General features: G+C 71.8%; 22 protein-coding genes. 12 read left to right on the top strand and 10 right to left on the bottom strand.

Annotated features, from left to right (window positions below):
• Positions 1–141: 141 nt before the first annotated feature.
• Both ACZ61C_RS40935 and ACZ61C_RS40930 read left to right on the top strand, forming a co-directional pair.
• Positions 142–2,523: a helix-turn-helix transcriptional regulator gene (locus ACZ61C_RS40935; RefSeq protein WP_465313327.1), complete on the top strand. Its 2,382-nt coding sequence runs from the start codon at positions 142–144 to the stop codon at positions 2,521–2,523.
• A 48-nt stretch (positions 2,524–2,571) separates the two neighbouring features.
• Entirely contained in the window at positions 2,572–3,003 is a 432-nt protein-coding gene (locus tag ACZ61C_RS40930) for a DUF6292 family protein (protein WP_465313326.1), read from the top strand.
• Between the two features lie 4 nt (positions 3,004–3,007).
• On the opposite strand, the gene nicT is transcribed toward ACZ61C_RS40930, so the two are convergent.
• Positions 3,008–4,117, bottom strand: coding sequence for a Nickel transporter NicT (nicT, locus tag ACZ61C_RS40925; protein ID WP_465313325.1), 1,110 nt, complete (start codon positions 4,115–4,117; stop codon positions 3,008–3,010).
• A gap of 236 nt (positions 4,118–4,353) precedes the next feature.
• Here nicT and ACZ61C_RS40920 point away from each other — a divergent pair, with 236 nt between their 5' ends.
• The 4 genes from ACZ61C_RS40920 to ACZ61C_RS40905 are packed head-to-tail and all read left to right on the top strand — an operon-like array spanning position 4,354 to position 9,172.
• On the top strand, positions 4,354–5,970 hold the full coding sequence (locus ACZ61C_RS40920) for a DUF4331 domain-containing protein (RefSeq protein ID WP_465313324.1): 1,617 nt from the start codon (positions 4,354–4,356) through the stop codon (positions 5,968–5,970).
• 60 nt (positions 5,971–6,030) lie between these two features.
• Positions 6,031–7,344, top strand: a complete 1,314-nt coding sequence (locus ACZ61C_RS40915; RefSeq protein ID WP_465313323.1) for a tetratricopeptide repeat protein — start codon at positions 6,031–6,033, stop codon at positions 7,342–7,344.
• Entirely contained in the window at positions 7,341–8,846 is a 1,506-nt protein-coding gene (locus tag ACZ61C_RS40910; RefSeq protein ID WP_465313322.1) for a nickel/cobalt transporter, read from the top strand. The genes ACZ61C_RS40915 and ACZ61C_RS40910 overlap by 4 nt, the downstream gene beginning before the upstream one ends.
• A 2-nt stretch (positions 8,847–8,848) precedes the next feature.
• Positions 8,849–9,172 carry a hypothetical protein gene (locus tag ACZ61C_RS40905; RefSeq protein WP_465313321.1) on the top strand — a complete coding sequence of 108 codons (324 nt, stop codon included), beginning with the start codon at positions 8,849–8,851 and terminating at the stop codon, positions 9,170–9,172.
• Here ACZ61C_RS40905 and ACZ61C_RS40900 read toward each other — a convergent pair.
• The 6 genes from ACZ61C_RS40900 to ACZ61C_RS40875 form a co-directional block, all read right to left on the bottom strand.
• Positions 9,169–9,699, bottom strand: coding sequence for a sigma-70 family RNA polymerase sigma factor (locus tag ACZ61C_RS40900; protein WP_465313320.1), 531 nt, complete (start codon positions 9,697–9,699; stop codon positions 9,169–9,171). The genes ACZ61C_RS40905 and ACZ61C_RS40900 overlap by 4 nt on opposite strands.
• Before the next feature lie 111 nt (positions 9,700–9,810).
• Positions 9,811–11,706 carry an ABC transporter ATP-binding protein gene (locus ACZ61C_RS40895; protein WP_465313319.1) on the bottom strand — a complete coding sequence of 632 codons (1,896 nt, stop codon included), beginning with the start codon at positions 11,704–11,706 and terminating at the stop codon, positions 9,811–9,813.
• Positions 11,707–11,775: 69 nt separating this feature from the next.
• Positions 11,776–12,789 carry an NlpC/P60 family protein gene (locus ACZ61C_RS40890; protein WP_465313318.1) on the bottom strand — a complete coding sequence of 338 codons (1,014 nt, stop codon included), beginning with the start codon at positions 12,787–12,789 and terminating at the stop codon, positions 11,776–11,778.
• 21 nt (positions 12,790–12,810) lie between these two features.
• A complete protein-coding gene (locus ACZ61C_RS40885; RefSeq protein ID WP_465313317.1) occupies positions 12,811–13,293 on the bottom strand; it encodes a poly-gamma-glutamate biosynthesis protein PgsC/CapC in 483 nt (160 codons plus the stop codon).
• Positions 13,293–14,471, bottom strand: coding sequence for a poly-gamma-glutamate synthase PgsB (pgsB, locus tag ACZ61C_RS40880; protein ID WP_465313316.1), 1,179 nt, complete (start codon positions 14,469–14,471; stop codon positions 13,293–13,295). Before pgsB ends, ACZ61C_RS40885 begins: the two co-directional genes overlap by 1 nt.
• Position 14,472: 1 nt before the next feature.
• Entirely contained in the window at positions 14,473–16,821 is a 2,349-nt protein-coding gene (locus tag ACZ61C_RS40875) for a HAMP domain-containing protein (RefSeq protein WP_465313315.1), read from the bottom strand.
• 193 nt (positions 16,822–17,014) lie between these two features.
• Here ACZ61C_RS40875 and ACZ61C_RS40870 point away from each other — a divergent pair, with 193 nt between their 5' ends.
• Complete coding sequence (locus tag ACZ61C_RS40870; RefSeq protein WP_465313314.1) at positions 17,015–17,929, top strand: hypothetical protein; 915 nt, start codon at positions 17,015–17,017, stop codon at positions 17,927–17,929.
• 1 nt (position 17,930) lies between these two features.
• Here the strand turns inward: ACZ61C_RS40870 and ACZ61C_RS40865 are convergent, their stop codons facing one another.
• A complete protein-coding gene (locus tag ACZ61C_RS40865; protein WP_465313313.1) occupies positions 17,931–18,659 on the bottom strand; it encodes a VOC family protein in 729 nt (242 codons plus the stop codon).
• A gap of 50 nt (positions 18,660–18,709) precedes the next feature.
• Positions 18,710–19,063: a hypothetical protein gene (locus tag ACZ61C_RS40860; RefSeq protein ID WP_465313312.1), complete on the bottom strand. Its 354-nt coding sequence runs from the start codon at positions 19,061–19,063 to the stop codon at positions 18,710–18,712.
• 102 nt (positions 19,064–19,165) lie between these two features.
• Between ACZ61C_RS40860 and ACZ61C_RS40855 the strand changes: the two genes are divergently transcribed.
• From ACZ61C_RS40855 to ACZ61C_RS40840, 4 genes are all read left to right on the top strand, one after another.
• Entirely contained in the window at positions 19,166–19,774 is a 609-nt protein-coding gene (locus ACZ61C_RS40855; RefSeq protein WP_465313311.1) for a hypothetical protein, read from the top strand.
• A gap of 245 nt (positions 19,775–20,019) precedes the next feature.
• Positions 20,020–20,772, top strand: a complete 753-nt coding sequence (locus ACZ61C_RS40850; RefSeq protein ID WP_465313310.1) for an SDR family oxidoreductase — start codon at positions 20,020–20,022, stop codon at positions 20,770–20,772.
• Complete coding sequence (locus tag ACZ61C_RS40845) at positions 20,769–21,539, top strand: SDR family oxidoreductase (protein ID WP_465313309.1); 771 nt, start codon at positions 20,769–20,771, stop codon at positions 21,537–21,539. The genes ACZ61C_RS40850 and ACZ61C_RS40845 overlap by 4 nt, the downstream gene beginning before the upstream one ends.
• On the top strand, positions 21,536–23,083 hold the full coding sequence (locus tag ACZ61C_RS40840; protein ID WP_465313308.1) for an acyl-CoA carboxylase subunit beta: 1,548 nt from the start codon (positions 21,536–21,538) through the stop codon (positions 23,081–23,083). Before ACZ61C_RS40845 ends, ACZ61C_RS40840 begins: the two co-directional genes overlap by 4 nt.
• Here the strand turns inward: ACZ61C_RS40840 and ACZ61C_RS40835 are convergent.
• Positions 23,080–23,592, bottom strand: coding sequence for a dihydrofolate reductase family protein (locus ACZ61C_RS40835; protein ID WP_465313307.1), 513 nt, complete (start codon positions 23,590–23,592; stop codon positions 23,080–23,082). The genes ACZ61C_RS40840 and ACZ61C_RS40835 overlap by 4 nt on opposite strands.
• 188 nt (positions 23,593–23,780) lie before the next feature.
• Between ACZ61C_RS40835 and ACZ61C_RS40830 the strand changes: the two genes are divergently transcribed.
• Positions 23,781–26,435: a lectin gene (locus ACZ61C_RS40830; protein WP_465313306.1), complete on the top strand. Its 2,655-nt coding sequence runs from the start codon at positions 23,781–23,783 to the stop codon at positions 26,433–26,435.
• Positions 26,436–26,655: the final 220 nt, after the last annotated feature.

The following is a 26,655-nucleotide window of genomic DNA, read 5'->3' as shown; positions in this document are numbered from 1 at the left end:
ACCCGTTAGGGGATCGACCCCGAGTGTGGCGTGGGTCTCTTCCTGAGAACAGGGGCCCGAACGCCCATCTGCTGCGCCGCGTGGGCTCGAACCCGTACGGGTGACCAGAGCGGATCACCGCGTTCGGAGGTGCCGGCCGTCATGAAGGAGCTGCTGCCCGCGCAGCTGCACGATCTGGTGACCGGGGTCGACACCCGTCCCGCCGACCCGGTCCGGGTGATCCTCTCCGGCCCGCCCGGACACGGGAAGTCGACGCTGCTGGGCGCGATCGCCCGGCACTACCGCGCAGCCGGCGTGCCCGTGATCGGCCGTGACGAGCTCGCCGGGGACACCTCCGCGGCCGGTGCGGCGATCCTGCTCGACGACGCCGACACCCTCACCGGCGCCGCCCGGGAAACCCTCGCCGGCCTGGCCGGGCGCACGCCACGGCTGGTGCTCACGCACACGCCCGGGGCGAGCGGGTCCCTCGCCGCGGGGCTGGTCGGCCCCGGGGTCCGGCACATCCGGCTCACCTCGTGGACCGTCGCCGACATCACCCGGTTCGCGCAGGGGGTGCTCGGTCGTGCGGTCTCGCCGGAGCAGGCCGCCTCCCTGCACCGGGCGACGGCGGGCGTGCCACGGCTGGTGACCCGCTGGCTGCGCGCGTCCGGTCCCGCCGAACTGGTCGACGAGCTGCGCGCCCGGCTGGACCTGCTCGGCGAGCCGGGACTGACCTACCTGGTGGCGGCCGGCGCCGGGGGCAGCCGGGATCTCGAGGTCCTCGCGGCGGCCCTGGACCAGGACCGCGACGACGTCTCCGCGGTGGTCGCCCAGGTCCGTGCCGCCGGGTTCCTGGCCGCCGACGACAGCGTGCCGCCGGTGACGGCGCGGGCGGTCCGGGACCACGTCGGTGTGGACCGCGCGCTCACCGTCCTGGTCCGGATGCTCGAAGTGCTGCTGGCCGCCGGCCGGCCGGTGCTGCCGGTCGCCCGCGAGCTGCTGCGGCTGGGGGCCGCCGGCGAGACCGTCCGCGCCGGGCTCGAGGCGGCGGCCGCGGAAGTGCTCACCGGCGAGCCGGCGCTCGCCGCCGACCTCTACGCGGCCGCGGCGCGGGGCGGCAGCTCCCGGACGCGGCTGGCCGCCGGATGGGCCGAGGCCGCGGCGCGGTCGGGACGGCCCGGCACGGCGCTGCGGCTCGCCGACGAGCTCCTGACCTCGGAGATTCCCGAAGAACGGACTCGCGGCGCGGTCGTCGCGGGGACCGTCATCGCCCGCCGCGGCGACCTGGCCCGGGGCGCCGAGCTCCTGCGCTGGTCGGGAGAGCCCGGGGCGAGCCGGCTGGCGGACCTCGCCGGCCTCGCGCTCGGCGAGGACCGACCAGGCCGGCCCGAGACCGGCACGCCGCTGCCGGCCCGCGGCCATCTCGCCGGACAGCTGCTGGACGGCATCCGGGAGTCCGTGACGGGCGGGGCCGAGACCGCGCTGGCCACCCTGCTGGCCGCGGCCGACTCCGCGGCGGCCGCCGGCGGCGGGCACCTCCTGCCGGACTCACCCGCCGCGCTCGCCGCCCTGGTGGCGTTGCAGACGGCCGAGTTCGACCTGGCGCACGGCGTCCTCACCCGCGCCACCGGCGGTGAACGGCACACGCTCCTGCTCGGCTGGACGGCGATGCTCCGCGGTGACCTCGCCGCCGCGGAAGCCCACCGGGCGGCCGTGCACGACCTGGACGTCGAGCTGGCTCCCCGCGACGAGCTCTTCCTGCGCACCCTCGAGCTCGGGCTGGCCCGGCGCGGCGAGACCCCGGACGCCGTCCGCACGGTCTGGCCCGCGGCCTACGACGCGATGATGCGCCAGCCGGTCGACCTGTTCACGCTGCTGCCCCTCGGTGAGCTGCTCGTCGCGGCGGCGCGGGTGGACGAGAGCGCCCGCGTCACGGCACACCGGGCTCGTGCCGTCGCGCTGCTGGACCGGCTCGGCTCGCCGCCGCTGTGGTCGGCGTGGCTGAACTGGTCGATGTTCCACGCAGCGGTCCTGGCCGGCGACCACCAGACCGCTCGCCACGCTCTGCGCCCCCTCGCCGCGGCGAGGGGGCGTCCGGCGCCGGCCCTGGCCGCGGCCGGTGCCGAGTGGCTCGCCGTCGTCGAGGGCGCGGTCGACCCCGGCGCGGTGCTGGCCGGCGCCGAGCGGTTGCACCGCGCCGGACTCCGCTGGGACGCCGCGAGGCTGGCCGGGCAGGCGGCGATCCGGGCGACCGACCGGACCGCGATGGTGACGTTGCTGCGGGCCGCCAAAGGGTTCTCCTCCGGGGTCACCAGTCGGCCGGCCTCACCGGGCCCGTCCGCGTTGCCCACGCTGACCCCGCGTGAACGCGACATCGGGCGGCTGGTCGTCGAGGGGCACACCTACCGCGAGATCGGGGAACGGCTCCACATCTCGGGCAAGACCGTCGAGCACCACATGGCACGCATCCGCGGCAAGCTCGGCGTCACCGACCGCCGCACGATCGCGACGATGCTGCACGGCCTGCTGGGCGAGACGGTCTGACCGCGGCCGGACCGGCGCGGCCGGGGTGACGCGGCTACCGTGGCGGACATGGAGTCCTCGGAACCGGACCTGATCCGGGCGCTGGAGCGCGGGCTCGGTGCGTACGTGCAGGCGGTGGCCGCCGTGATCGGCGTCCCCGCGGAAGGCACGACGGTGGAGATCAGCGACACGGCCACGGCCTACCTCGGGCTGTCCCGCCCGTGGCCGGGCCGCCCCCACCACGACGTGATGCTGCTGTGGAGCGAACGCCGCGGCTGGACGGTCGCGATCGAGACCGCGCCCAGCGAAGAGCCCGACGTCGTCGCGAGGTGGACAGGCGACGAGCTCGTGCCGCCGCCGGACGAAGTTCGGGCGTTCCTCGATGCGGCCGCGGCGGGCGGGCCCGGGGGGCAAGCGGGCCTCGAGCCGGCCGCCCTCAGCCGCCGGGTGCTGGCCCGGCGGCTCGACGAGTACGTCCCCGCCCGGACCGGCGAGCCGTGACCGGTCAGCTTTCCGGCCTCGCCGCGGGGCGTGACCACTTCTCCTCGACGTGCCAGAAACGCCAGATCGCGAGCGCGGCCAGCCATGTGCCGACGAAGAGCCCGACGATCACAAAACCGACGTGGTCCAGGTCGACCCCGGCGACGGCCGCGAGCGGGCCGGTCGTGATGCCGAGCTCGGGCACGAGGATGGACAGCAGCTCGATCGTGCCGATGATCAGGGCGATCGCGACGGACAGCGCGGTGATGGTGATGTTGTAGAAGATCTTGCGCACCGGCTTCGCGAACGCCCATTCGTAAGCGAAGTTCATGAAGCACCCGTCGGCCGCGTCGAAGAGGGTCATGCCGGCCGCGAACAGGATCGGCAGCACCAAGATCGCGTACCAGGGCAGGGAAAACGCCGCGGCGCCTGCCGCGAGGACGAGCAGGCCGATCTCGGTGGCGGTGTCGAACCCGAGTCCGAAGAGGACACCGACCGGATAGATGTGCCAGGGCTTGCGGACGGCTTTGGTGACACCACCGAGGATTCGGTTCATGAAGCCGCGCTTGTTCAGCTGAAGCTCCAGTGTGGCTTCGTCGAAATCGCCGCCGCGCATGTCGCGGAAGACCCGCAGGATCCTTACCAGGACGACAAGGTTGACGATCGCGATCAGGTACAGGAAGACGCCGGACGTCGAGGTGCCGATCAGCGTCGTCGCCTGGTGCAACGCCGATCCGTCGTCGGTCACCTGACCCGCGAGCGCCCGGATTCCCAGTGACAGCAACAGACACAGCAGGAACACGACGGTCGAGTGCCCGAGGGAGAACCAGAAACCGACCGAAAGGGGCCGTTTTCCCTCGGCGAGCAGCTTGCGGGTGGTGTTGTCGATCGCGGCGATGTGGTCGGCGTCGAAGGCGTGCCGCATGCCGAGCGTGAACGCCGTGACCCCCAGACCCACGCCGAACACGCCGGTAGAGCCCAGTGCGTAGTGCTGTGGTGCGACCACGAGCCCGAGCACACCCCAGCCGACCAGGTTGAGCGCCAGGATGACCGTGGCCATGCCGGCGATGGACCGCCAGTCGCGGCGGGACAGCGTGCGGCCGCCGGTGGGGGAGGCGCTGGGGATGGTGTTCATGGCCGCCTCGCGTCCGGGGAACAGGTGAGCGGGAATATCTGCGACCCTAGACAGATGAACAGGCTGAAAGCAATGCCTTTCCGGTTTCACCTGTTCGGTGGTGAACCGGAGCGCGGACGTCTCCGAATGGTTCGTGCTCGCCCGGAAAACGGGAGAGCGAGGGCCCTGTTTCCGCATCGGGCGGGAGCGACCCGGAACGGCGCCGGCGACGGTGCCGTCTGCGAAAGGTCTGCTGCATGCCAGTACAGCTCCCGTCCCGCCGGATCCGGCGTGTGGGACTCTCCCTGCTCGCGGTGGGGAGTGTCGTGCTCACGAGCGCGCTGGTCGGCCTGGGAACCGATCTCGCCGCCGCCTCGAGCCACCGCGAAGCGCCGCTCATCGCCGGCGACCCGCCGGTCGACAACACCGACGTCTACGCCTTCGTCAGCCCGGACAAGCCGGACACCGTCACGCTGGTCGCCAACTGGTACCCGTTCGAGGAGCCCAACGGCGGCCCGAACTTCTACCCCTGGGCCACCGACGCCCACTACGACATCAACATCGACAGCGACGGCGACGCCAAGCCCGACCTGACCTACCGCTGGACGTTCAAGACCGACGACCGGCGCGGCAAGTCGACCTTCCTTTACAACAACGGCCAGGTGACCTCCCTCGACGACGAGAACCTGCTGTTCCGGCAGAGCTACAACCTCGACGTCATCGACAAGTACGGCCGGTCGAAGAACCTGGTGCGCTCGGGCAAGACCGCCCCGTCGAACACCGGTGCCGCGTCGATGCCGAACTACGGCGCGCTGCGCGACCAGGCCGTGACGAACCTGCCCGGCGGCGGCAAGAGCTTCGCCGGCCAGGCCGACGACTCCTTCTTCCTCGACCTGCGCGTGTTCGACCTGCTCTACGGCGGCAACCTGTCCGAGGTCGGCCAGGACACGCTGCGCGGCTACAACGTCAACACCATCGCGCTGCAGGTCCCGAAGTCCGCGCTGGCGCTGAACGGCAACGCGACCCGCAACCCGGTGATCGGCGTGTGGAGCGACACCGAACGGCAGTCGCTGAGCATCAAGACGCCGGGCAAGGACACCCAGGCCGGGCCGTACGTCCAGGTCTCGCGCCTGGGCAACCCGCTGGTCAACGAGGTCGTCGTGCCCGCCGGGCTCAAGGACAAGTTCAACGCGCTCACCCCGGACCAGGACCACAACGTCCCGGACCTGGTCAGCCGGGTCACCGACCCCGAGGTGCCGAAGCTGATCCAGGCCATCTACGGGATCCCGGCCCCCGCGACCCCACGCAACGACCTCGCGGAGATCTTCCTGACCGGTGTCACCACCAAGGCCGGTGGCCCGATCAAGGCCGATCTCAACTCGCAGCTGAACAACGCCGACGTCAACGCCAAGAGGTTCACACCGTCGGAGATGCTGCGGCTCAACACCGCGGTGCCGGTCGCGGCGAACCCGAACCGGCTCGGCGTGCTCGCCGGTGACCTGCAGGGCTTCCCGAACGGCCGCCGGCTCACCGACGACGTCGTCGACATCGAGGTCCAGGCCCTCGAAGGCGCCGCCCAGACCGGCGTGATCGTCCCGGCGCTCGCGACCGGGGACAAGGTGAACGCCAACGACGTGCCGTTCGGGAGCGCCTTCCCGTACGTCGCGCTGCCGCACAACTCCGCGGTGAACGCGGGTGGTGGCGGCGGAGGCGGGGCCGTCGGCGGAGGTGCCACCTCCGGGGGAGCGGCTGCCGGTCCCGCTACCGGCGCGACCTTCCCGGTCAAGCCCGCCCTCGGCGGCCTGGCCGCCGCGGTGCTGCTGGGGTCGGGCGTGTGGTTGCTGCGCCGCCGTCCCGGGACCGCGGCCGAATAAGTCCACCGACGCCGGTGGCGGGTGCTCCCCGCCACCGGCGTCCGGCTGTGAGGTCTCCGCATGTCCGAACGCTCCACCCGCCCACGCCGGATCCTGGCGGTCGTCGTCCTGGTCGCCGGTGCGGTGACGCTCGTCGCCAGCGTCTCGGCCGGGCAGTCCGCGCCCGCCACGGGCCCCGCGCCGGTCCCGGTCGCCCAGGACACGCTCACCCACAGCATCAGCGTCGCCCAGGACAAGCTCCGCCGGGCGCCGCAAGACCCGCTCACCTGGGCCCAGCTCGGCACGGCCTACGTCGAACAGGCCCGGATCACCGCTGACCCCGCGTACTACCCGAAGGCCCAGGGCGCGCTCGAGAAGTCCCTGCGGCAGCAGCCCGATGGGAACGGCGCCGCGCTGATCGGGATGGGTGCGCTCGCCAACGCCCGGCACGACTTCGCCGCCGCGAAGACCTGGGGCGAACGCGCGGAAGCGGTCTTGCCCGACACCGCCGAGTCCTACGGCGTGCTTGCCGACGCCCTGACTCAGCTCGGCGAAGCCGACGCGGCCACCGACACGATCCAGCGGATGCTCGACCACAAACCCGGTGTCTCCTCCTTCACCCGCGCTTCCTACGACCTGGAGCTGCACGGCCGGATCGACGACGCCCGCGCCGCCCTGCAGCGCGCGGTCGCCGACGCCACCAGCCCGAGCGACGTCGCGTTCTGCCGCTACTACCTCGGCGAGCTCGCCTTCAACTCCGGCAAACTGGACGACGCCGCGAGCGAGTACGACCAGGGGCTGGTGGTCGATGCGCAGAACGTCTCGCTGCTGGAAGGCAAAGCCAAGGTCGCTGCGGCGCGCGGCCGGGTCGACGAGGCACTCACGAGCTACCGCGACATCGTCGCCCGGGTGCCGTTGCCGCAGTACCTGCAGGAGTACACCGACCTGCTCGTCGCGGCCGGGCGCAAACCCGAGGCCGAGCAGCAGTACGCGGTGCTCGACAGCCAGCAACGGCTCTTCGCCGCGGCAGGTGTCACCGACGACCTGACCGCGTCCGCTGTCGCCGCGAGCCGCGGGGACAACGCCGGGGCGCTGACCCACGCGCAGGCGGAATGGGGACGTCGGCAGAACGTGCTCGTCGCCGACGCGCTCGGCTGGGCCCTGCACCTCAACGGCCGTGACGCCGAAGCGCTGCCCTACCTCGACCGCGCCGGCGCCCTCGGCGGACGCACCGCCGCCGTCGCCTACCACCGTGGTTTGACCCTCGCGGGCCTGGGCCGCAAGGCCGACGCCGTCGCGGCACTGTCGGGGGCGCTCGACACCAACCCGTACTTTTCCCCGGTCGGCGCGCCCGACGCGCGGCAGGCGCTCGAAAAGCTCAAGGCGGCGCGATGAAACGGCTCGTGGCCGTCCTGTTCGGACTGCTGGCGCTCGGGTTGCTCGCCGCGCCCGCCGCGGAGGCCCACCCGCTCGGGAACTTCACGGTCAACCACTACGACGGCCTGACCCTGCGTCCCGGCGGGGTCGACCTGCTGTCCGTTGTGGACAGTGCGGAGATCCCGACCGTGCAGGACAAGCCGTCCATCGACACCGACCACGACGGAATCGTCAGTGCCGCCGAGGCTGGTACTCGCGCGGCCGCTGACTGCGCGGCCCTGCTGTCGGCCACACCCGTCACGGTCGACGGCGGGAACCTGGCTTTGACGCTGCGGTCCAGCACCCTCGAGTTCCCGCCGGGGCAGGCGGGGCTCCCGACGAGCAGGCTCACCTGCGCGATGTCGGCGTCCGCCCGGCTGGACCGGGCCGCGACGCTGGTGATCCGCGACGACTTCCGCACCGACCGGATCGGCTGGCGCGAGATGACCGCCGTCGGCGACGGCGTCCGGCTCCCGGCCGACGGACTGCCGACCGCGAGCGTCAGCAACGAGCTGCGTGCCTACCCCGACGACCTGCTGGCCAACCCGCTGAACGTCCGCGAGGCCACCCTGCGCCTCGAACCCGGCATCGGCGGTGGTTCCGCGGCCGACGCCGCCCCGCACCTCGGCCCGCTGGACGCGGTGGTCGGCACGGTCACCCGGACGTTCACCGACCTCGTCGGCGCCGACGACCTGACCCCGGCCGTCGGGCTGCTGGCCGTGCTGCTGTCGCTGGTGCTGGGCGCGTCGCACGCCGCGCTGCCCGGGCACGGCAAGACGTTGATCGCCGCCTACCTCGCGGGCAAGCGGGGATCCACCCGCGACGCGCTGGTGGTCGGTGCGACGGTGACGGTGACCCACACGGCCGGGGTGCTGGTGCTGGGGTTGCTCATCAGCGGGTCGAGCGCGCTCGCGGGAGAGAGCGTGCTGAGCTGGCTCGGTGTCGCAAGTGGACTGCTGGTGACGGGCATCGGCGTCTGGCTGCTGGTGTCCGCGGTGCGCAACCGCGCGAAGCGGGTGGCTGAGGAGCCGGTGCTGGTTGCCGCCGGAGCCGTGGCGGAAGCCCACGGACACGGGCATGGGCACCACCACGGGCACGGCCACGGTCATGGCCACGGGCACGGCCACGGTCACGGGCATGGACACGGCTTCGGGCGTGGCGGGCTGATCGGGATGGGCGTCGCCGGTGGGCTGGTCCCGAGCCCGTCGGCCCTCGTCGTCCTGCTCGGCGCGGTTGCGCTCGGCCGCACCTGGTTCGGTGTCCTGCTGGTTCTCGGGTACGGCTTCGGCATGGCCGCGACGTTGACCGCCGTCGGCCTGCTCCTGGTCCGGCTGCGCGACCGCCTGGAAACGATGCGCCGCATGGATCGCCTGCGGGCCCGGGCGGCCCGGCTGTCGGGCTGGATGCCGGTGCTGACCGCGACACTGGTGCTGGTGGTCGGGCTCGGCCTGGCCGTCCGCGCCGCGACGGGAAACGGATGACGATGCGCACGACCCTCGCCCTGGCCTGCTGTCTCCTGGTCGTCTCCTGCTCGGCCGCCCCGCCGGATCCCGGGCCGGTGTTCGACAACGAGGGCAACCAGGCGGTCGGCTGCATGAAGCACCAGCCGGCCGCGCCGGGCGCCCGCTACCGCGATCCGACGCGGGTCCGGACGGACGAAACCCTTCCCTTGCTTCGGTATTACACCGCCAACGGCCGCAAGGCCTATTGCGACCGCGCCGCGCCGTCGGACGCCGACCGGGCGTGGGCGGGCGTGTACGTCAGCCTCGGAGCGGACCGGGCGAACGTCGCGGGCATCCTGGCCTAGCGCGTGATCAGGCCTCGGAGCTTGGCCGCGGCGAGCCGGACGCGCGACTTCACCGTGTTGACCGAAACTCCCAGTGTGGCGGCGATTTCGCGGTAGGTCACCTGGTCGACGTAGGCCTGGGTCAGCAGAGCCCGCTGCTCCGGCGGCAGCTGAGCCAGCGCCTCCCGGATCCGGCCGGCTTCGACCCCGTCCAGGACGTGCTCGCCGGGGTCGGGTTCGGTCGGGATCAGCGCCTGCCGCGCGATCAGGGTGTCGCGCTCGCGTGCGGCCTGGGCCGACCGGACCCGGTCGACCGCCCGGCGCCGCGCGATCATCGTGACCCACCGGGCGCCCGTGCCGTGCGTTCCGTCGAAGCGGGCGGCCGTCGCCCAGAGCTCGAGGAACGTCTCCTGAGTGACCTCTTCGGACTGTGCGTGGTCCTGCACCACCGCGAAGACGGTGTGGAAGACGAGCCCGAAGAACTCGCGGTACAGCAGCTCGAAGGCGGACCGGTCGCCACCGGCCACCCGTTCGAGCAACTCTTCCATGGACCGGTCCCTGCTTCGGCTGTCCTGCCGGAAAAAGGCGAACGACTTTCAGCAGCGAGGTCCGGGCCGCCTCTTCACGGAACGTTCGAGGCACAGCCGGGGGGAGCTTGGTCAGGCGGCGGGGGAGCGGTGCAGGGTGCTGCCGTCGCGGAAGCGGACACCGTCGGCGCAGCGGACTTCGATCTTGCCGCCGGCGAACTGCTCGGTGTAGAGCTGCGCGTACAGGCCGTCCTGGGCGAGGAGCTCCGCGTGGGTGCCGCGTTCGACGATCCGGCCGTCCGCGACGGCGAGGATCAGGTCGGCGCCCAGGATCGTCGAGAGCCGGTGGGCGATCGCGATGGTCGTGCGGCGGTGGGTGGCCGCCTCGAGCGCCTGCTGGACGAGCCGCTCGCTGGTGGTGTCGAGGGCGCTGGTCGCCTCGTCGAGGATGAGGATGCGCGGGTCCTTGAGCAGGACACGGGCGATCGCCAGCCGCTGTTTCTCCCCGCCGGAGAGGCGGTAGCCGCGCTCGCCGACGAGGGTTTCGTACCCGTCGGCGAAGCTCATGATCCGGTCGTGGATGTTGGCAGCGCGGGCCGCCTCCTCGAGTTCGGCGTCCGTGGCCTCGGGTTTGGCGTAACGGAGGTTGGCCGCGACGGTCGCGTGCAGCAGGTAGGTGTCCTGGGTGACCATTCCGATCGCGTCGGCGACCGAGGTCTGGGTGAGCTCACGCACGTCCTGCCCGTCGAGCAGGACCCGGCCGCGGGTGGTGTCGTACAGGCGCGGGACCAGGTAGGACATTGTGGTCTTGCCCGAGCCGCTCGGTCCGACGACGGCGACGAGCTGCCCGGGTTCGACGACGGCCGAGACGTCCTGCAACGCCCAGCGGCGGGTCTCGGTGTCGGCGGTTTCGGTGGTGTCGGTGGTTTCGTCGGAAGCCGGGTAGGCGAACCAGACCTGGTCGAACTCGACTCGTCCCGTCGGGTCGTCCAGGGTGCGGGCGTCCGGCGCGTCGACGATGCGCGGGTTCAGGTCGAGGTAGGCGAAGATCCGCCCGAACAGCGCCAGCGAGGTCTGGACGTCGAGCGCCACCCGCAGCAGGTTGACGGTCGGGAACAGCAGCCGGGTCTGCAGGGTGGTGAACGCGACGATCGTGCCGGCGGTGACCGCGGCGCCGCTCGCGTTGGCGATGAGCAGCCCGGCCACGAGGTAGACCAGGGCCGGCGTGATGCCCAGGAACGTCTGCACCACCGCGAAGAACGACTGGCCGGTCATCGCCTGGCGCACCTGCAGGTCGACCTGCCGGGCGTTTTCGGCGGTGTAGCGGGTGACTTCGTCGGCCTGCCGGTTGAACACCTTGGCCAGCAGCACCCCGGACACCGACAGCGACTCCTCGGTGATCGCGGTCATGTCCGACAGCGACTCCTGGGTGCGCCCGGCCAGCCGGCGGCGGACCCGGCCGACCCGCACCTGCAGCAGCACGAACAGCGGCACCAGCGCGACCGCGACGATCGTCAGCTCCCACGACAGCAGCACCATCGCCACCAGCGCGGCGACGACGGTGACGACGTTGCCCAGGATCGAGGTGGCCGTCTCCGACAGCACGGTCTGCACCCCGCCGACGTCGTTGGCCAGCCGCGACTGGATCGCCCCGGTGCGGGTCGCGGTGAAGAACGCCAGGTCCATGCGCTGGAGGTGAGCGAAGAGCCGGGTGCGGAGATCGGCCATGACGCGGTTGCCCAGCAGCGTGGTCTGCCAGGTCTGGAACACGCCGATCAGCGCACTCACGAGGGGGATCGCGATCATGCCGGCGACCAGTAAGACCAGCAGCCGCACGTGCACGCCGCTGCCGTCGGTGGGGAACAGGGCGCGGTCGAACGTGGCCTGGGTCAGGAACGGGGTCAGGATCCCGAGCCCGCTGGACACCAGCACCGCCAGCACCGTCGCGACCAGCGCCGCCCGGTAGGGGGTGAACAACGCCCAGACCCGCCGCCCCAGCCGGGCCGGCGCCGGTTCCTCGTTCGTCATCGGTACCTCCCGCTCAGCGGACGGTACTGGAACTCCCGTTCGACGGCGAACCAGCCGCGGCGCGACGCGTCAGATGCGTTTGGCCGCGCGGAACGCCTTGGCGTAGGTGCCGGACCCGTCGATCAGCGACACGCCGCCCGCGTCGCCGAAGGTCGGGCCGTTGGCGACCTTCCGGCTGGACAGCACGCGGTGGTGACCGTCGCTGTCGATGCCCAGGTAGATGCCGGTGTGGGAGACCTGCGAGCCGAGCTGCGGCTCGAGGTTGAAGAACAGCACGTCGCCCGGCTGGAGCGTGCTGAAGTCCGTGGCCTGCTTCTTCTCGTCGTGGACGACTTCGGTGCCCGGCCCGAGCTCCGAGAGCGCCCACGCCCGGCGCGGCAGGCCCGGGCCCTTCGTGTTCGTCCCGAGCAGCGGGTAGCCCGACCGGTAGCCGTACACCATCCGCACGAAACCGGAACAGTCCAGCGACCGCGCCCGCGCCGGCTCCGCGGCCTCGTGGACGCCGCCCGGGAAGTCCCAGCCGATGCCCAGGTAGTCGTAGAAGTCCGACTTCTCCAGCCGGCCCTCGGCGCTGTCCGGGCCGAAGTTGGCGTCCCCGCCGATCCGCAGCTTCTTGGCGATCTGGTCGGCCGCGCCGTCGGTGTACTGCAGGGCGATCGCGAGGATGTCCGGGTCGGTGTCGCCGACGGCCTTGGGCAGCCAGTCGGTGAACCACTGCTGCTTCTCCGCACCCGCCTGCCACACTTCGGGCGCGAGCCGGATCCACGCCGTCGAGGTGATGCTGACCTTGGTGAACTTCGGCTCGGTGAAGGTTCGCGAGCGCCCGGTGATCATGACCGTGCGGGAGCCGTCGGTGAAGGACGCCAGCTGCGCGCCCGCCGCGTCGCGGACCACGGTCCGGGCCGGGCCGTCCAGCCGCTCGTAGGTGTACCCGCCGGTGACCGCCGCGCCGGACGGGGCGGCCGACGCCGAGATCGCCGTGATCTCCTGTTCCCGGTCTTGTGCGAAGTACAGCGCGGCCGCGCCGGACACGCCGATGACCGCGGCCAGCACGCCGATGCGGATCGCCCTGCGCAGTGCCATCTCCTCAGTCACCTCCGCTACTCATACGGTCGGGACCAGCCCGATCAGCACCCCGCTGATCAGGACCGCGTAGCTGGCCAGGCTGACGCCGCCGGTGGCGAGCATCGTGGCCACCGGCTTCTGCCGGACGAGCTGGTAGGCGACCAGGCCGGGCACGACGAACCCGAGCGTCTGGTGCACGAACAGCAGCGGGAAGTCGGCCTGCAGGACGAGCAGCAACGTCGTCTGCAGCACGACGCCCAGCAGCACGACCGCGGCGAACAGCCGCTTGCCGTACAGGATCACCATGCGCTGCAACAGCTTCGTGCCGCCGAAGGTCAGCGCGGTCATCGCCGCGATGATCGCCGCGCGGCGGTAGTCCTCGACCATGGTCAGCGCGATCCAGCCGGGCGTGATCATGCCGCCGGGGGACAGGTTCGTGGTCAGGTAGCAGACCAGCGACAGCAGCAGGCCGATGGCGAGCCCGACGGTGGCGACCTCGGGGGCCAGGGACGTGGTGAGCATCAGGCGACCGGTTCCAGTTTCGCGAGTTCCTCGATGAGCAGTTCCCCCTGGCCGTGGATGTTGCCGATGGCGATCAGCGACGCGTGCCGCTCGACCCCGCCGACGATCCCGCGCAGCAGCTCACGCGGGGACCGCGAGCCGCCGAGGTCGACGACGCGGTCGTGCCACTCGCTCGGGATGGCGGCACGGGCGCTGCGCGTCGGGTCGCCGATGAGCACCACGCGTTCCGGCGCGATGCGGGGGATCAGCGCGCCCATCTGGCCGTTGCGCTCGACGCGGTCGGGCCGGCAGTTGATGATGACGTGCAGCGGGTCGGAGATCGCGCCTTGCGCGCGGAGCTGGTCGATGTTCAGCAACGTCGATTCGGGGTCGTTCGCCGCGAAGACGTTGGCGAAGCGCAGGTGACGGCGGCCGGCGCGGTACTGGTGGACCTGCAGCACCCCCGGGTCCGGCGGCGCGGCCCACATGCCTTCCAGCGCCAGCTGCCGGTTGACGTTCAGCAGGTCCGCGACGGCCAGCGCGATCGCGACGTTCTCCTTGAACGTGATCCAGCCGAAGCCGCGCATCTCTTCGTCGGTGACCGTTTCGGGGTCGACCGCGATCAGCTCGCAGTCCCGCTTGTCGGCCTCCTCCTGGAGGATGTGCAGCCGGTCCCGCTCGGCCGTGAGGCAGATCCCGCCGACCGGCATCGACCGCGACAGCGACCGCGCGACGTCGTCGAGCGTCGGGCCCATCTCGGCGAGGTGGTCCTCACGGACGTTGCACAGGACGCCGATGGTCGAGCGGATCAGCTTGCTCTGGTTGATCTCCTGCAGGTCCGGCATCACGGCCATGCACTCGATGACGAGCGCGTCGGGCCGGTAGGCGGCGGCGCGGCGGACGATCCCGATCTGCTCGACGACGTTGGCGATGCCGAACTTGCGGTAGACGGGTTCCTCGCTGCCGTCGGGGTGGATGAAGCGGGCCGCGGTGCCGGTGGTCTTGGCGGTGGTGACGAGCCCGCCGCCGCGCAGGGCGCCCGCGCAGAGGCGCGTGATCGAAGACTTGCCGCGGATGCCGTTGACCAGCACCCGGGTGGGGATGCTGTGCAGGTGCCGGTAGTGCTGGCGCTGTTCGGTGATGCCGGCGACCAGCATCGTCGCCGACGCCAGGACCAGCACGACGTAGAGGAACGTCACGTCAGACCCCGGCCCCGTCCAGCCAGCTCAGGTAGTCGCTCTTGGCCTTCTCTTCGGGGGTCCGGGCCGGCATCCGCGGCGGGGTCTGCGGCCGCGGCCGGCCCGCCGGTTTCCGTTGCGCGGCCGGGGGCTTGCGTTCGACCCGGGGTTCGGGCTCGTCGACGATCTTCTGGAGCAGTTCGGTCTCGTCGGTCGCCGCGCCGGTCGGGCGCCGGACCTCGCCGAGGCGGTCGCGGCCGTCGAGCAGGGCCTGGCGGCAGATCTCGACGCAGGAGGCGATGGTGCCGATCTCATCCTGGCGCTGGGGGTAGACGACGGCGCCGGTGTCGCCGGCCGCGATCCGCCGCGCCTCCTCGCCGACCCGCCGCAGCGGCCGGACGACCACCAGGAAGTGCCAGGCGAACAGCATCACCGCGACGACGGCGGTGAGCAGCGCGGCGACCCGCGCGCCCGACCGCACGGTGTTGTCCGCGACCCCGAGCGAGCCGATCGGCTGCTCGGCGACGACGACCCACTTCAGCGACGCTGCGGTGCCCTTGTCGGCCAGGCGCTGGGCCGCGACGAGCGCCGCCGGCGTGGTCTCGCGGGCGTCTTTGCCCGACTGCGCCGCGTCGACGTTCTTGATCAGCGTCGCGTCGGTGAGCGAGGAGAACGCGAGGTACCCCTGGGTGTCGGCGATCGTGCGCTTGCCCTCGTCGACCACGCGGACGCGGCCGCCCGCCGCGCCGAGCAGCTCGGCCATGCGCGGCACGTCGTACTCGCCGACCAGGACGTTCTTCGAGTCCGGCAAGGGTGTGAAGGCGTAGACGACCGGGACGCGGCCGCTGGTGTTGTGCTGGCGCAGGCCTTCGCCGTCGGGCAGCTTGCCGGGTTCACGCAGGGAGTCGCGCCCGGCCAGCAGCCGGACCGCGCCCTGGGCGTCGGCGACGTAGATGCTGCGGAACCGGCTTTCGGTTCCGGCGAGCCGGTCCAGCATGCCCCGCAGCTGGTCGGGTTCCTTGCCCTTGCCCAGCTGGGCGACCGACTTCAGGTCGCTGAGGCCTTCGGTGAGGCTTCGGCGCAGCGTGTCGGCGGAGCGCGTGACGCGGACCCCGTGCTCGCTGAGCATGGTCGGGGAGACCTCGGCGTGCTGCCGTCCGAGCGTCGCGGCGACCACCCCCGACCAGCCGAGCAGGGTCAGCGCGACCGCCGCGATGACGAGCTGCGCGGAGAGCAAGGCGCGTACTCCGGGTGCGGGCTTGCGGCGCCGCAGCTTCGAACGCGACCGCTCGAGGGCGGCGGTGACCCGGTTGACCTCTCGGATCCGTGACTGCCGGACCGGCTTGCCCAGCACACCGGCGGCGACGGCGAGGGCGTCGGCGCGCAGCCTGCGGATCGGCGCGACGACCGTGCGCCGCAGCAGGAAGAAGCCCGCGGCGGCCAGCACGAGCAGGGCGGCGGCGGGGATCAGGCCGGGCCAGCGGGCCGGCACGGCCTCGACCGGGAAGCGGCTGAACGCCACGACCGACAGGCCGAGGCTGCCGCCGATGCTGGTGGGGGACACCGGGGCGTAGGAGACGACCGGGGCGCGCTGCTTGCCCTTCTCCGTGACCGCCGAGCCGGTGAGCACGCCGGACTGCCCGGCGGCGGCCGCGGTGGCGGCCTGGGCGAGCAGCTGCTGCGCGGGCGTGTCGGTCGCGGCGACGTCGGAGCCGTGCGTGTGCAGCACGGCGCCGTCCGCGGTGACCAGGCGGACCTGCTGCTGGGTGTCCTTGTCGAGGTCGCCGGCGGTGGTGCGCAGCGCCGTCGATACGACGAGGAGCTTGCCGGCGCGTGCGCCGGAGAGCGGGAGGGCGGTCAGCACGAGCGGGGTGTCACCGGGACGGGCGACCGGGCGGACTGTGAGGTTCGCGACGGCGATCCCGCGCAGCGTCTCGACCGGCACCGGCTCACCGCGGGTGGCCAGGACCTTCTGCGCGGCCGGGTCGTAGACGGCGATCCCGCGCCAGTCTTCGTAGGTCTCGCCCAGCCGGGCGAGCAGGGCGGTGTCGTCGGCGACGTCGAACACCCCGGAGCCGGCCGCGACCTGGAGGTCGCCCGCGGCGGCGGTCGCCGAGGTCGCGACGCTTTGGGCCAGACCGGCGGTCGTGCGCTGCTGGCCGGCGGTCACCTCGTCGGGGACGCGGCCGGCGGCGTCGTTCGCGCGGATCAGGGACAGCGGGCCCGCGGTGGACAGGTACAGGGCGGTGAAGGCGGCGATGACCAACAGCAGGACCAACGCGGTCGCCGAGGCGACACCGGCGCCGCGGGGGAAGCCCGCCTCCGGAATCTGCGCGCGCAACCGCGCCGTTCGCTCTTCGTGCTGTTTCAAGAGGGTCTCCCCAGGCCCTTCCAGTCACATGTCCCGATGGACCACCGGCCACCGCGGCCGCTAGCAAAGAACCCCACCCGTTCGGGTTACATGACGGTATCAATGACGTCGTCGGTGACGTTACAGCTAGCCCCATCGGGGGACAAACGACGGCTAAGGCTAACTATCGGGTGATATCGGTACACTCCGGGTTGTGATCACCCGACCGCGGATGTTGCTCAGCGTGGCCGGCGTGGCCGTCGCTCTGGCGTTGGCGCTGACCTTGGTGCTGACCCTCGGTGACGACGCTCCTCCGACGTCCGCCCCGGAAGCCGGTCCGGAGCCCCTGGACTCCCTGGTGACCGGCTTCACGGCCAAGTTGTCGGCCGACCAGGGGTACCGCTCACCGAAATCCGACGAACGTCGGACCGCGTCCGCGGGGTTCGCGGCGGTCCTGGACCGCCGGGGGACCGCGGATCTCGGGAAGCTCGGTTTTTCGGTGCACGACGACGTCGACCCGGCGACCGGACGGCCTTACACGATCGTGGTCAACGAGCCCGGCACCGAGCGCGCGTGGGGTTTGTACGTCATCGACCGGTCGGCGCCGCCGTCGCTGGCGGTGGAGGTGCCGCACCCGGCGTTCGACCTGCGGACGGAGCTGTTCGGCGTCGACTTGTTCCGCCGGACCCCCGGCGCGGTGCTGATGGTGGCCGGCGCGCACCGGAAAGCCGACGACAGCAAGGCCGACGTCGCGCACGAAGAGGACTCGGTCTTCCACGTCGTGGCTTCGGTGCTGGCCGCGCGCAAGCTCACGCAGGTCCAGCTGCACGGCTTCCACGACGAAAACCTGCCGTCGAAGGACATCGTGCTGTCCTCGGGGGCTTCGGCAGCGGGTGACGCGGTTCGCCGCACGGCAACGCGTCTGGAGGCGAACGGGTTCGCGGTGTGCCGGGCCTGGGAAGAGCGCTGCGGAGCGCTCGAAGGGACGAAGAACGTCCAGGGCAAACTGGCAGCGGCGGACGACACGGTGTTCTTGCACGTGGAGATGAGCCGAGCGGTGCGGGAATCGCCCGAACGACGAGCCGGCGTCGTCCAGGCGCTGAGTGACGCCGACCTCGGGCACTCGTGATTCAGGTGGCGTTTTTGGTGCGCCGCAACGCCTTCGGCGATGGCCACACGCAGAACTCGGTGCCATCCGGATCCGCCAGCACGACGGTGCCGTCGTCGCGCGCGGCGAGCTGAGCGGCGCCGAGGGAGATCAGCGCGTCGACCGCGTGCCTCTGGTCGCCGTCCGGGAGCAGCTCGAGGCGCTGCCGGGGCGCCTCGGGTGTGCCATCCCAGGTGTCCCAGGCGATTTTCGTGCCGCCGCTCGGCGACTGGATCGCGGTCTGCGCGCCCTGGTCCCACACCAGGGGCCAGTCCAGCGCCCGGCTCCAGAACGAGCCGGCCTGCCGGGAGCCGGCACAGGTGAGCTCACCCAGCGGGCCGCACCCGGCGAGGTAGCCGTTGCCGGGTTCGATCACGCAGAACTCGTAGCCCGCCGGGTCGGCCAGGACGACGTGTGTCTCCTCGGGTTGCTGTCCGACATCGACATGACGGCCGCCGAGTCTCAGGGCCGTGTCCACTGTGTGCCGCTGGTCGTCGAGGTCGGCGCTGGTGAGGTGCAGGTGCATCCGGTTCGCGCCGAGGCGGCCGTCGCGGCCGGGTACGAACCGGAGGCCGAGCTGGGTGTCCTTGCCCGGCAGCAGTACACCGCCGGGCTCCTCGACGATCTCTCGGCCGAGGAGGTCGGCCCAGAAGCGGGCCGGTTCAGCCGGGTTGTTCGCCTCGAACGTCACTGCCAGGAGTCGCGAAGGCATGACCGGAACGTAGACACCGCCCTAATGGCGCGGCAAGGCAATATCTCCGGTCAGCGCAACCAGCGCAAGGCCGCGTCGACGCAGTCCTCGGGGTTGCTGTCGAACGCGATGGCCGCGGCAGGGGCGTGCTGCCGGACCAGGTTGACCACCCGCTCGAACAGCTCGAGCAACGGCTCGTGCGTGCGGAGGCCGCCGCCGATCACGACACAGTCGTAACTGTTGCCGGTCAACGCCTCCGCAATGGTTTGCTCGGGGCGCTCACCGAGCGACACGAGGCAGTAGTCGGCCTCGATGCGGTGATCGTCGAAGCGATCCTGACCGCGCGCTATCGCAGCCAGGACCGGTGCCGGGTCCCAGCCTTCGAGCTTCGCGGGGTCGAGACCGACAACGAGCACTCGTGCCATCGTCGGGACGATACGCCTACGGCGGCCCGCCGACCGTACACCGCCTTCCGCCGGACCCACCGCCGTACCCGGCCGGGTCATGCCACGCCGGGCCGTCGTGGGGTGGATCGTCTTCTTGGCCGCGTTTCTCTCCGTGAGCTTGTCGACGGGCTGCTCAGCGATCGCACGTTGCCGTTGCCCGACGCGCCCACGGCCGACGTCGTCGCGTACTACACCGCCAATCCGGCTGCGGCTTGGGTGGCTGCCGGCTTGCAGGTGATCTCGGTCCTCGGGTTCGCGGTGTTCGCCCGCACGGTGAGCGGGACGGCCGGCGATCCTGCCGCCGCTCGGCGGCTGAATGTCGTGGGAATGGTTTCCGTGGGGGCCATGCTCGTGTCGTCCGTGCTCACCTGTGCCGTGGTGATCGCGGCTCCTGCGGCGGCGCCGCAGACGGTCGTGGGTCTCCGGATGGCGAGTTTTTACGCCGGTGGCGTGGTCAACGTCGTCACGCTGGGAGCCGTTGTTCTCCTCGCCGCGCTGGCCACGGCGTGGCTGCGGAAGCCGGCTCGGACGTTCGGCTGTGTGGCGGGTGGGCTGGCAGTCCTGTCCCTGGTTTCCCTGTTCTTCTACTACGCCAGCGTGCTTTTACCGGTGGGCCGGGTCCTTTGTATGGTGTGGACCATTGTCGCGGCGGTGGCCCTGACCCGCGCGGCAGCGCGAACCACGGAGTGAGCCGCTTCTCCGACGCCAGGGGCCTGTTCAGCAGGGCCGACCGGGCTTGGGCACCGGTGCACCTCGTCCGGCGACTGACAGGCACCATCGCACCAGCAACCACCCAGCGTCACAAGTGAGCACGCAGGGTGGTGATCCGGTGTGACGGAGGTCGGCCTTGAGAGGATGGCCTCATCGCGCATAATGGGCCCGGTAAGCGACTGCTTGGTATGTGCCGCGCACCACAGCGAAGGAGACACACTGTCGTGAACTCGTTCAAGGATCGCGTCGCGATCGTCACCGGGGCGAGCCGGGGCATCGGGCTCGGGATCGCGAAGACGCTGGTCGAGCGCGGGGCGAAGGTGTGCATCACCGCGCGCAAGCCCGAGGCCCTCGAAGAGGCCGTCAACTCCCTCGGCGGCCCGGACGTCGCCATGTTCGTGCCCGGCAAGGCCGACGACACCGACCACCAGGACGAGGCCGTCGCGAAGACGGTCGAGACCTTCGGCCGGCTCGACTACCTGGTCAACAACACCGGCATCAACCCGGTCTACGGGCCCACGCTGGACATCGACCCCGGCGCCGCGGCCAAGATCCTCGGCGTGAACGTGCTCGCGCCGCTCGGCTGGACCAAGCGCGCCCGCGACGCGTGGATGGGGGAGCACGGCGGTGCCGTCGTCAACGTCGCCTCCGTCGCCGGCCTCGGCGCTTCGCCCGGGATCGGGCTCTACGGCGTCAGCAAGGCCGCCCTGATTCGGCTGACCGTCGAGCTCGGCGCCGAGCTGGGGCCGAAGATCCGCGTCAACGCCGTCGCGCCCGCCGTCGTCAAGACGAAGTTCGCCACCGCGCTCTACGAAGGCCGCGAGGAGGAGGTCGCCTCCGCGTACCCGATGAAGCGGCTCGGCCTGCCCTCCGACATCGCCGGCGCGGTCGCCTTCCTGCTGTCCGACGACGCCGGCTGGATCACCGGCCAGACGATGGTGCTCGACGGCGGCGTGACCCTGGGTGGTGGCCTGTGACCGGCGTGGTCGTCACCGGGGGCGGCGGGGGCATCGGCGCCGCGCTGGCCCGCCGCTTCGCCGCGGACGGCGCGAAGGTGCTCGTCGCCGATCTCGACGGCGACAAGGCCTCGGAAGTCGCGAAGGAGGTCGGCGGGACGGCGTTCGTCGGTGACGTCGCGAGCGTCGACGGCGTCGCGAAGCTGGTCGAGAGCGCCCGCGAGACCCTCGGCGAGATCGACGTCTTCTGCGCGAACGCCGGGATCGCGCCCTTCGGCGGCGCGGAAAGCCCGGAAGAGGTCTGGGCACGCACCTGGGACGTCAACGTCATGGCCCACGTCCGCGCGGCCACCCTGCTGCTGCCCGCGTGGCTCGAGCGCGGTAAGGGCCACTTCATCGCCACGGTCTCCGCCGCCGGCCTGCTGACCAGCCTCGGCTCGGCGCCGTACTCGGTGACCAAGCACGGCGCGCTCGCCTTCGCCGAATACCTGGCCGCCACCTACAAGCACCGCGGGATCACCGTCCAGGCCATCTGCCCGCAGGGCGTGCGGACCGCGATGCTGGAGAGCACCGGCGCCGCGGGCCAGCTGCTGATGGGCGCGTCGGCGATCGAACCGGAGCAGGTCGCGGACGCGCTGTTCACGGCCATCGAGGAGAAGCGGTTCCTGGTGCTGCCGCACCCCGAGGTCGCGGGGTACTACGCGGCGCGGGCGACCGACACCGACCGCTGGCTCGGCGGGATGAACAAGCTGCAGCGCAAGGTCGAAGCGGCGTTCGAGGCGGAATGACCTGGCAGCCGGAGGTCGACGAGATCGCCCGGCGGCGGGCGCTGGCCGAACGCATGGGCGGCCCGGACAAGGTCGCCCGCCAGCACGCCGCCGGGCGCTCGACGGTCCGCGAGCGGATCGAGGCGCTCGCCGACCCCGGCAGCTTCGACGAGATCGGCGCGCTCGCCGGCACGGCGTCCTATGTGGACGGCTCACTGGAGTCGTTCACCCCGGCCAACTTCGTGGTCGGGACCGCGAAGCTCGACGGGCGGCGCGTGGCGATCGGCGGGGACGACTTCACCGTGCGCGGTGGCGCCGCCGACGCCGCGATCATGGAGAAGCAGGTCTACGCCGAACGGCTCGCGAACGAGCTCGGCCTGCCGATGGTGCGCCTCATCGAGGGCACCGGGGGCGGCGGCAGTGTCAAGATGCTGGAGCAGCACGGGTTCACCTACGTCCCGGTCAACCCGGGCTGGGACCTGGTGGTGGACAACCTCTCCACGGTGCCGGTGGTGGCGCTGTGCCTCGGCCCGGTCGCCGGGCTCGGCGCCGCGCGGGCGGTGATGGCGCACCTCAACGTCCTGGTCGAAGACGTCGGGCAGCTGTTCGTCGCCGGGCCGCCGGTGGTGAAGCACGCGACGGGGGAGGACCTCACCAAGGAGGAGCTCGGCGGCGCGGACGTCCACCGCCGCAGCGGCGCGGTCGACCGTATCGTGGCTTCGGAGGCCGAGGCTTTCACGTTCCTGAAGCAGTTCCTGTCGTATCTGCCGTCCTCTGTGGACTCGCTGCCGCCGGTCGGGTCCACTTCGGACCCGGTCGACCGGCGCGAAGAGACACTGCTTTCGCTGGTGCCGCGCAACCGGCGGCACCCCTACCGGCTGCGGCCGCTGCTCGACGGCGTCTTCGACGAAGGTTCGGTGTTCGACTACGCGGTGTCGGGCGGCTCGGCCTACGCCGGACTCGCACGGCTGAACGGCCACCCGGTCGGGGTGCTCGCCACCGACCCGTACCGCGGCGCGACGCTGACACCCGAAGGGGCGGACGTCATGACCCGCCTGGTCGACCTGTGCGAGACGTTCCACCTGCCGCTGGTGTCGCTGACCGACCAGGCGGGCATGGTGATCGGCGCCGCGGCCGAGCGCGCCGGCGCGATCCGGCACGGCGCCCGCGCGGTCACCGCCGTGTACCAGGCGCGGGTGCCGATGGCCGAGGTGATCGTCCGGCGCGTGTTCGGCGTCGGCGGCGCGGGCCAGGTCAACCGGCACCGGCTGGTCCGCCGCTGGGCGTGGCCCTCGGGTGACTGGGGCTCGCTGCCGGTCGAAGGCGGCATCGAAGCGGCGTACCGGGCCGAACTCGACGCGGCCGACGACCGGGAGGCGCGGATCGAGGAGATCCGCGCCCGCCTGGACGCGGTGCGCTCGCCATTCCGCACGGCGGAGCGGTTCTCGGTCGAGGACGTGATCGACCCGCGCGAAACCCGCGCCCGCCTGTGCGACTGGGTACCGGACGCCTACGCGGTCCTGCCGAAGCTGGTGGGCCGCCCGTCGTTCGGGATGCGGCCTTAGCGCACGCGGTACCAGTGCGGCCGCAGCTCTTCGAGCCCGACCGGTTTCCCGCCAGGCCGGTCGAACATCCGAACCCCGTCACCGAGCAGCACCGGGACGGGCATCGCGAGAATTTCGTCGAGGACCCCGGCTTCGAGGCACTGCCGGGCGATGTCGGCGCCGAGGACGTTGACGTACTTCGGGCCGGCTGCGTCTTTGGCCGCGGCGACCGCGTCGACCAGGTTGTCGACGAACGTGACGCCGGGCGCCGGGGCGGCGGGACGGTGGGTGAGCACGAACTGCGGCCCCTCCCAGCCGCCGCCGAACGCCTTGCCTTCGCCTTCGGTGCCGCGGTGCGGGTCGTCCCCGCCGTAGGTCCGGCGGCCGACGAGCAGCGCGCCGATCTCCGGGACCAGCTCGTCGACCAGCGGGTCCGGGCCCAGGTACGGGGTCAGCCAGGACATGTCGCCGCCGGGGCCGGCGACGAAGCCGTCGACCGAGCAGCTGAAGCCGTAGAGCAGTTTCGCCATGATGTCTCCTTTGGGGCGGTTCGCGGACTTCAGTACTGACGGCGGGGCCGGGAAAACTCATCGGCTTCACCCGGTCGTGTCCGGAACGCGACAGGTTCACCACGGACCGTTGACAACGGTGTCAGGCCACGAGGACCGTTCCGATTCGCATCGGCTGAACTTGTGCTCAACGGCGAAGGACAAGTGACATGGTCTTGCGCAACCTCCTGCGGCTTTCCGCCGCCACCGCCCTGGCCCTGGCCGGGCTGATCCCCGTACCCGCGTCCGCGGCGCCGCTGGTCACCGACCCGGCGTCGCTGGTGAACCCGTTCATCGGCACCTCCAACGCCGCCGACGACTTCCCCGGCGCGGACGTCCCGTTCGGCATGCTCCAGTGGAGCCCCGACACGCCCAGCCGCCCCGACGGAGGCGGCTACGAGTACAAGGATTCCGCCATCACCGGGTTCAGCCTGACCCACCTGTCCGGTCCGGGCTGCGGCGCCGACGGCGACGTCCCGATCCTGCCGACGGTCGGCGCGGTGAACACCGGCGCGACCGTGCCCTTCGGCCATACCAACGAATCCGCGAGTCCGGGCGCGTACTCGGTGAACCTCGGCAACGGCGTGAACACCGAGCTGACCGCCGCGCTGCGGTCCGGGATCGGCCGGTTCACCTTCCCCTCGACGTCCCAGGCGAACCTGCAGTTCAAGCTCAACGGCAGCCAGAACGGCACGACGAACCAGACGTGGACGGTGGTCAGTCCGACCGAAGTGTCCGGTTCGGTGACCTCCGGGCATTTCTGCGGCGCGGGCTTCACCTACACGCTCTACTTCGACGTCGTGTTCGACCGGCCGTTCAGCTCCAGTGGCACCGCGGCCGCGGCGGCCGTGACCCCCCAGGCGTCACCCGGAAAACTGCACGGGGAGGCGGCTTCGGCGGCGGCACCAGCCGCGGGACCGGGCAGCGCCTACGTCCGGTTCGACACGACCACCAACCGGACCGTGCAGGCCAAGGTCGGCATCTCCTACGTCTCGGTGTCCAACGCCGTCGCGAACCGGGCCGCGGACATCCCGGCGTTCGACTTCGCCGCGACCAAGCAGGCCGCGCACGACAGCTGGAACTCCCTGCTCGGCCGGATCCAGGTCGCGGGCGGCACGGCGGCGCAGCAGCGGGTGTTCTACACCGCGCTGTACCACTCGCTGTTGCACCCCAACGTCTTCTCCGACCGCAACGGCCAGTACATCGGGTTCGACAACCAGGTGCACACCGTCGCGAGTGGACACTCGGCGCACTACGCCAACTTCTCCGGCTGGGACATCTACCGCACGCAGGCGCAGCTGTCGGCGTTGGTGGCCCCCGCGCAGACGGGTGACATCGCGCAGTCGATGATCGCCGACTACGCGCAGGGCGGCGGGCTGCCCAAGTGGTCGCAGAACAACGGCGAGACGTACGTGATGGTCGGCGACCCCGGAACCGCGATCTTGGCGAGCTACTACGCCTTCGGGGCGCGGAACTTCGACACGTCGGCGGCCTTGCAGGCCATGCTGAAGGAAGCGAGCGTGCTGAACAACGTCCGGCCGGGGCTGAACGCGCTGAACGCGCCGGGGTACCTGCCGGCGAACGGCACTTACCAGTGCTGCAACTTCTACGGCCCGGTCTCGACGCAGCTGGAGTACAACACGGCGGACTTCGCGCTCTCGGCGTTCGCCGGGGCGCTGGGGGACACGGCGAACCAGCAGTTCTACGCCGGCCGCGCGCAGAACTGGAAGAACACGTTCAACCCGGCGAGCGGTTTCATGCAGCCGCGCGACGCGGGCGGCGGCTGGACCGGCGGTTTCAACCCGGCGAGCGGCTCGAACTTCGTCGAAGGCACGTCGTGGCAGTACACCGGCATGGTGCCGTTCAACGTGGCCGGCTTGGCCGCGGCGCGCGGCGGTAACGCGTCACTGGTCAGCTACCTCGACAGTGTGCTCGCGGGGTTCCACGGCGCCGGCGGGTCGCAGGCCGACCTCGGCAACGAGCCGAGCCTGGAGCTGCCGTGGGAGTACGACTACGTCGGGCAGCCGTACAAGACGCAGAAGGTCGTGCGGCAGGTGCAGGACCAGATCTGGACCGACGCGCCGGGTGGGCTGGCGGGCAACGACGACCTCGGCGCGATGAGCGCGTGGTACGTGTTCTCGGCGCTGGGTTTCTACCCGATGACGCCGGGAACGGCGGATCTGGCGCTGGGCAGCCCGCTGTTCACGCAGGCGGTGGTGACGCTCCCGAGCGGCAACACGCTGACGCTGAACGCCCCGGCGGCGGCCGACAACGCCCCGTACGTCCAGAGCGCGTCGTGGAACGGCTCGGCGTGGAACAACGCGTACGCGCCGACGTCGGCCCTCACCTCGGGCGGGACGTTGTCGTTCGTCCTCGGCACTGCGGCGAACACGGGGTGGGCGGCGTCGAACCCGCCGCCGTCCTACGACGGGACGTTGCCGCACCTGGGTCCGTTGACCTCGGGGGTCGCGGGCAAGTGCGCGGACGTGGCCACCAGCGGCACGGCGAACGGGACGCACGTGCAGCTCTACACGTGCAACAGCACCGGAGCGCAGAAGTGGTTCTCCGGCCCCGACGGAACCCTGCAGGCCCAGGGCGGCTGCCTGGACGTCAGCAACAGCGGGACGGCGAACGGCACGAAGGTCCAGCTGTGGCAGTGCAACGGCTCTGGCGCCCAGACGTGGCAGCCGGGCACGGCCGGCGCGCTGGTGAACCCGCAGTCGGGGCGGTGCCTGGACGACCCGGGCAGCACCACGACGGACGGGACCCAGCTGCAGATCTACGACTGCAACCAGAGCGCGGCCCAGAAGTGGACCCGAGGCTGAGGTGGGGGGGGGGGGGGGGGGGGGGGGGGGGGAAAGAAGGAGGGGGGGGGGGGGGGGGGGGGGGGGGGGGGGGGGGGGGGGGGGAGGGGAAGGAGGGGGGGGTGGGGGTGGGGGGGGGGGGGGGGAGGGGGGGGGGGGGGGGGGGGGGGTAGTGCAGCGCCCGGCGGCGCGCGGCCGGGACGTGCACCGCGGCCAGTCGGTCGACCGCCCGGGCGAACGC

The organism is Amycolatopsis sp. NPDC104587, from assembly GCF_055583645.1.
The sequence above is the reverse complement of the archived record's forward strand: the minus strand, read 5'-3'. Positions and strand labels throughout refer to the sequence as shown.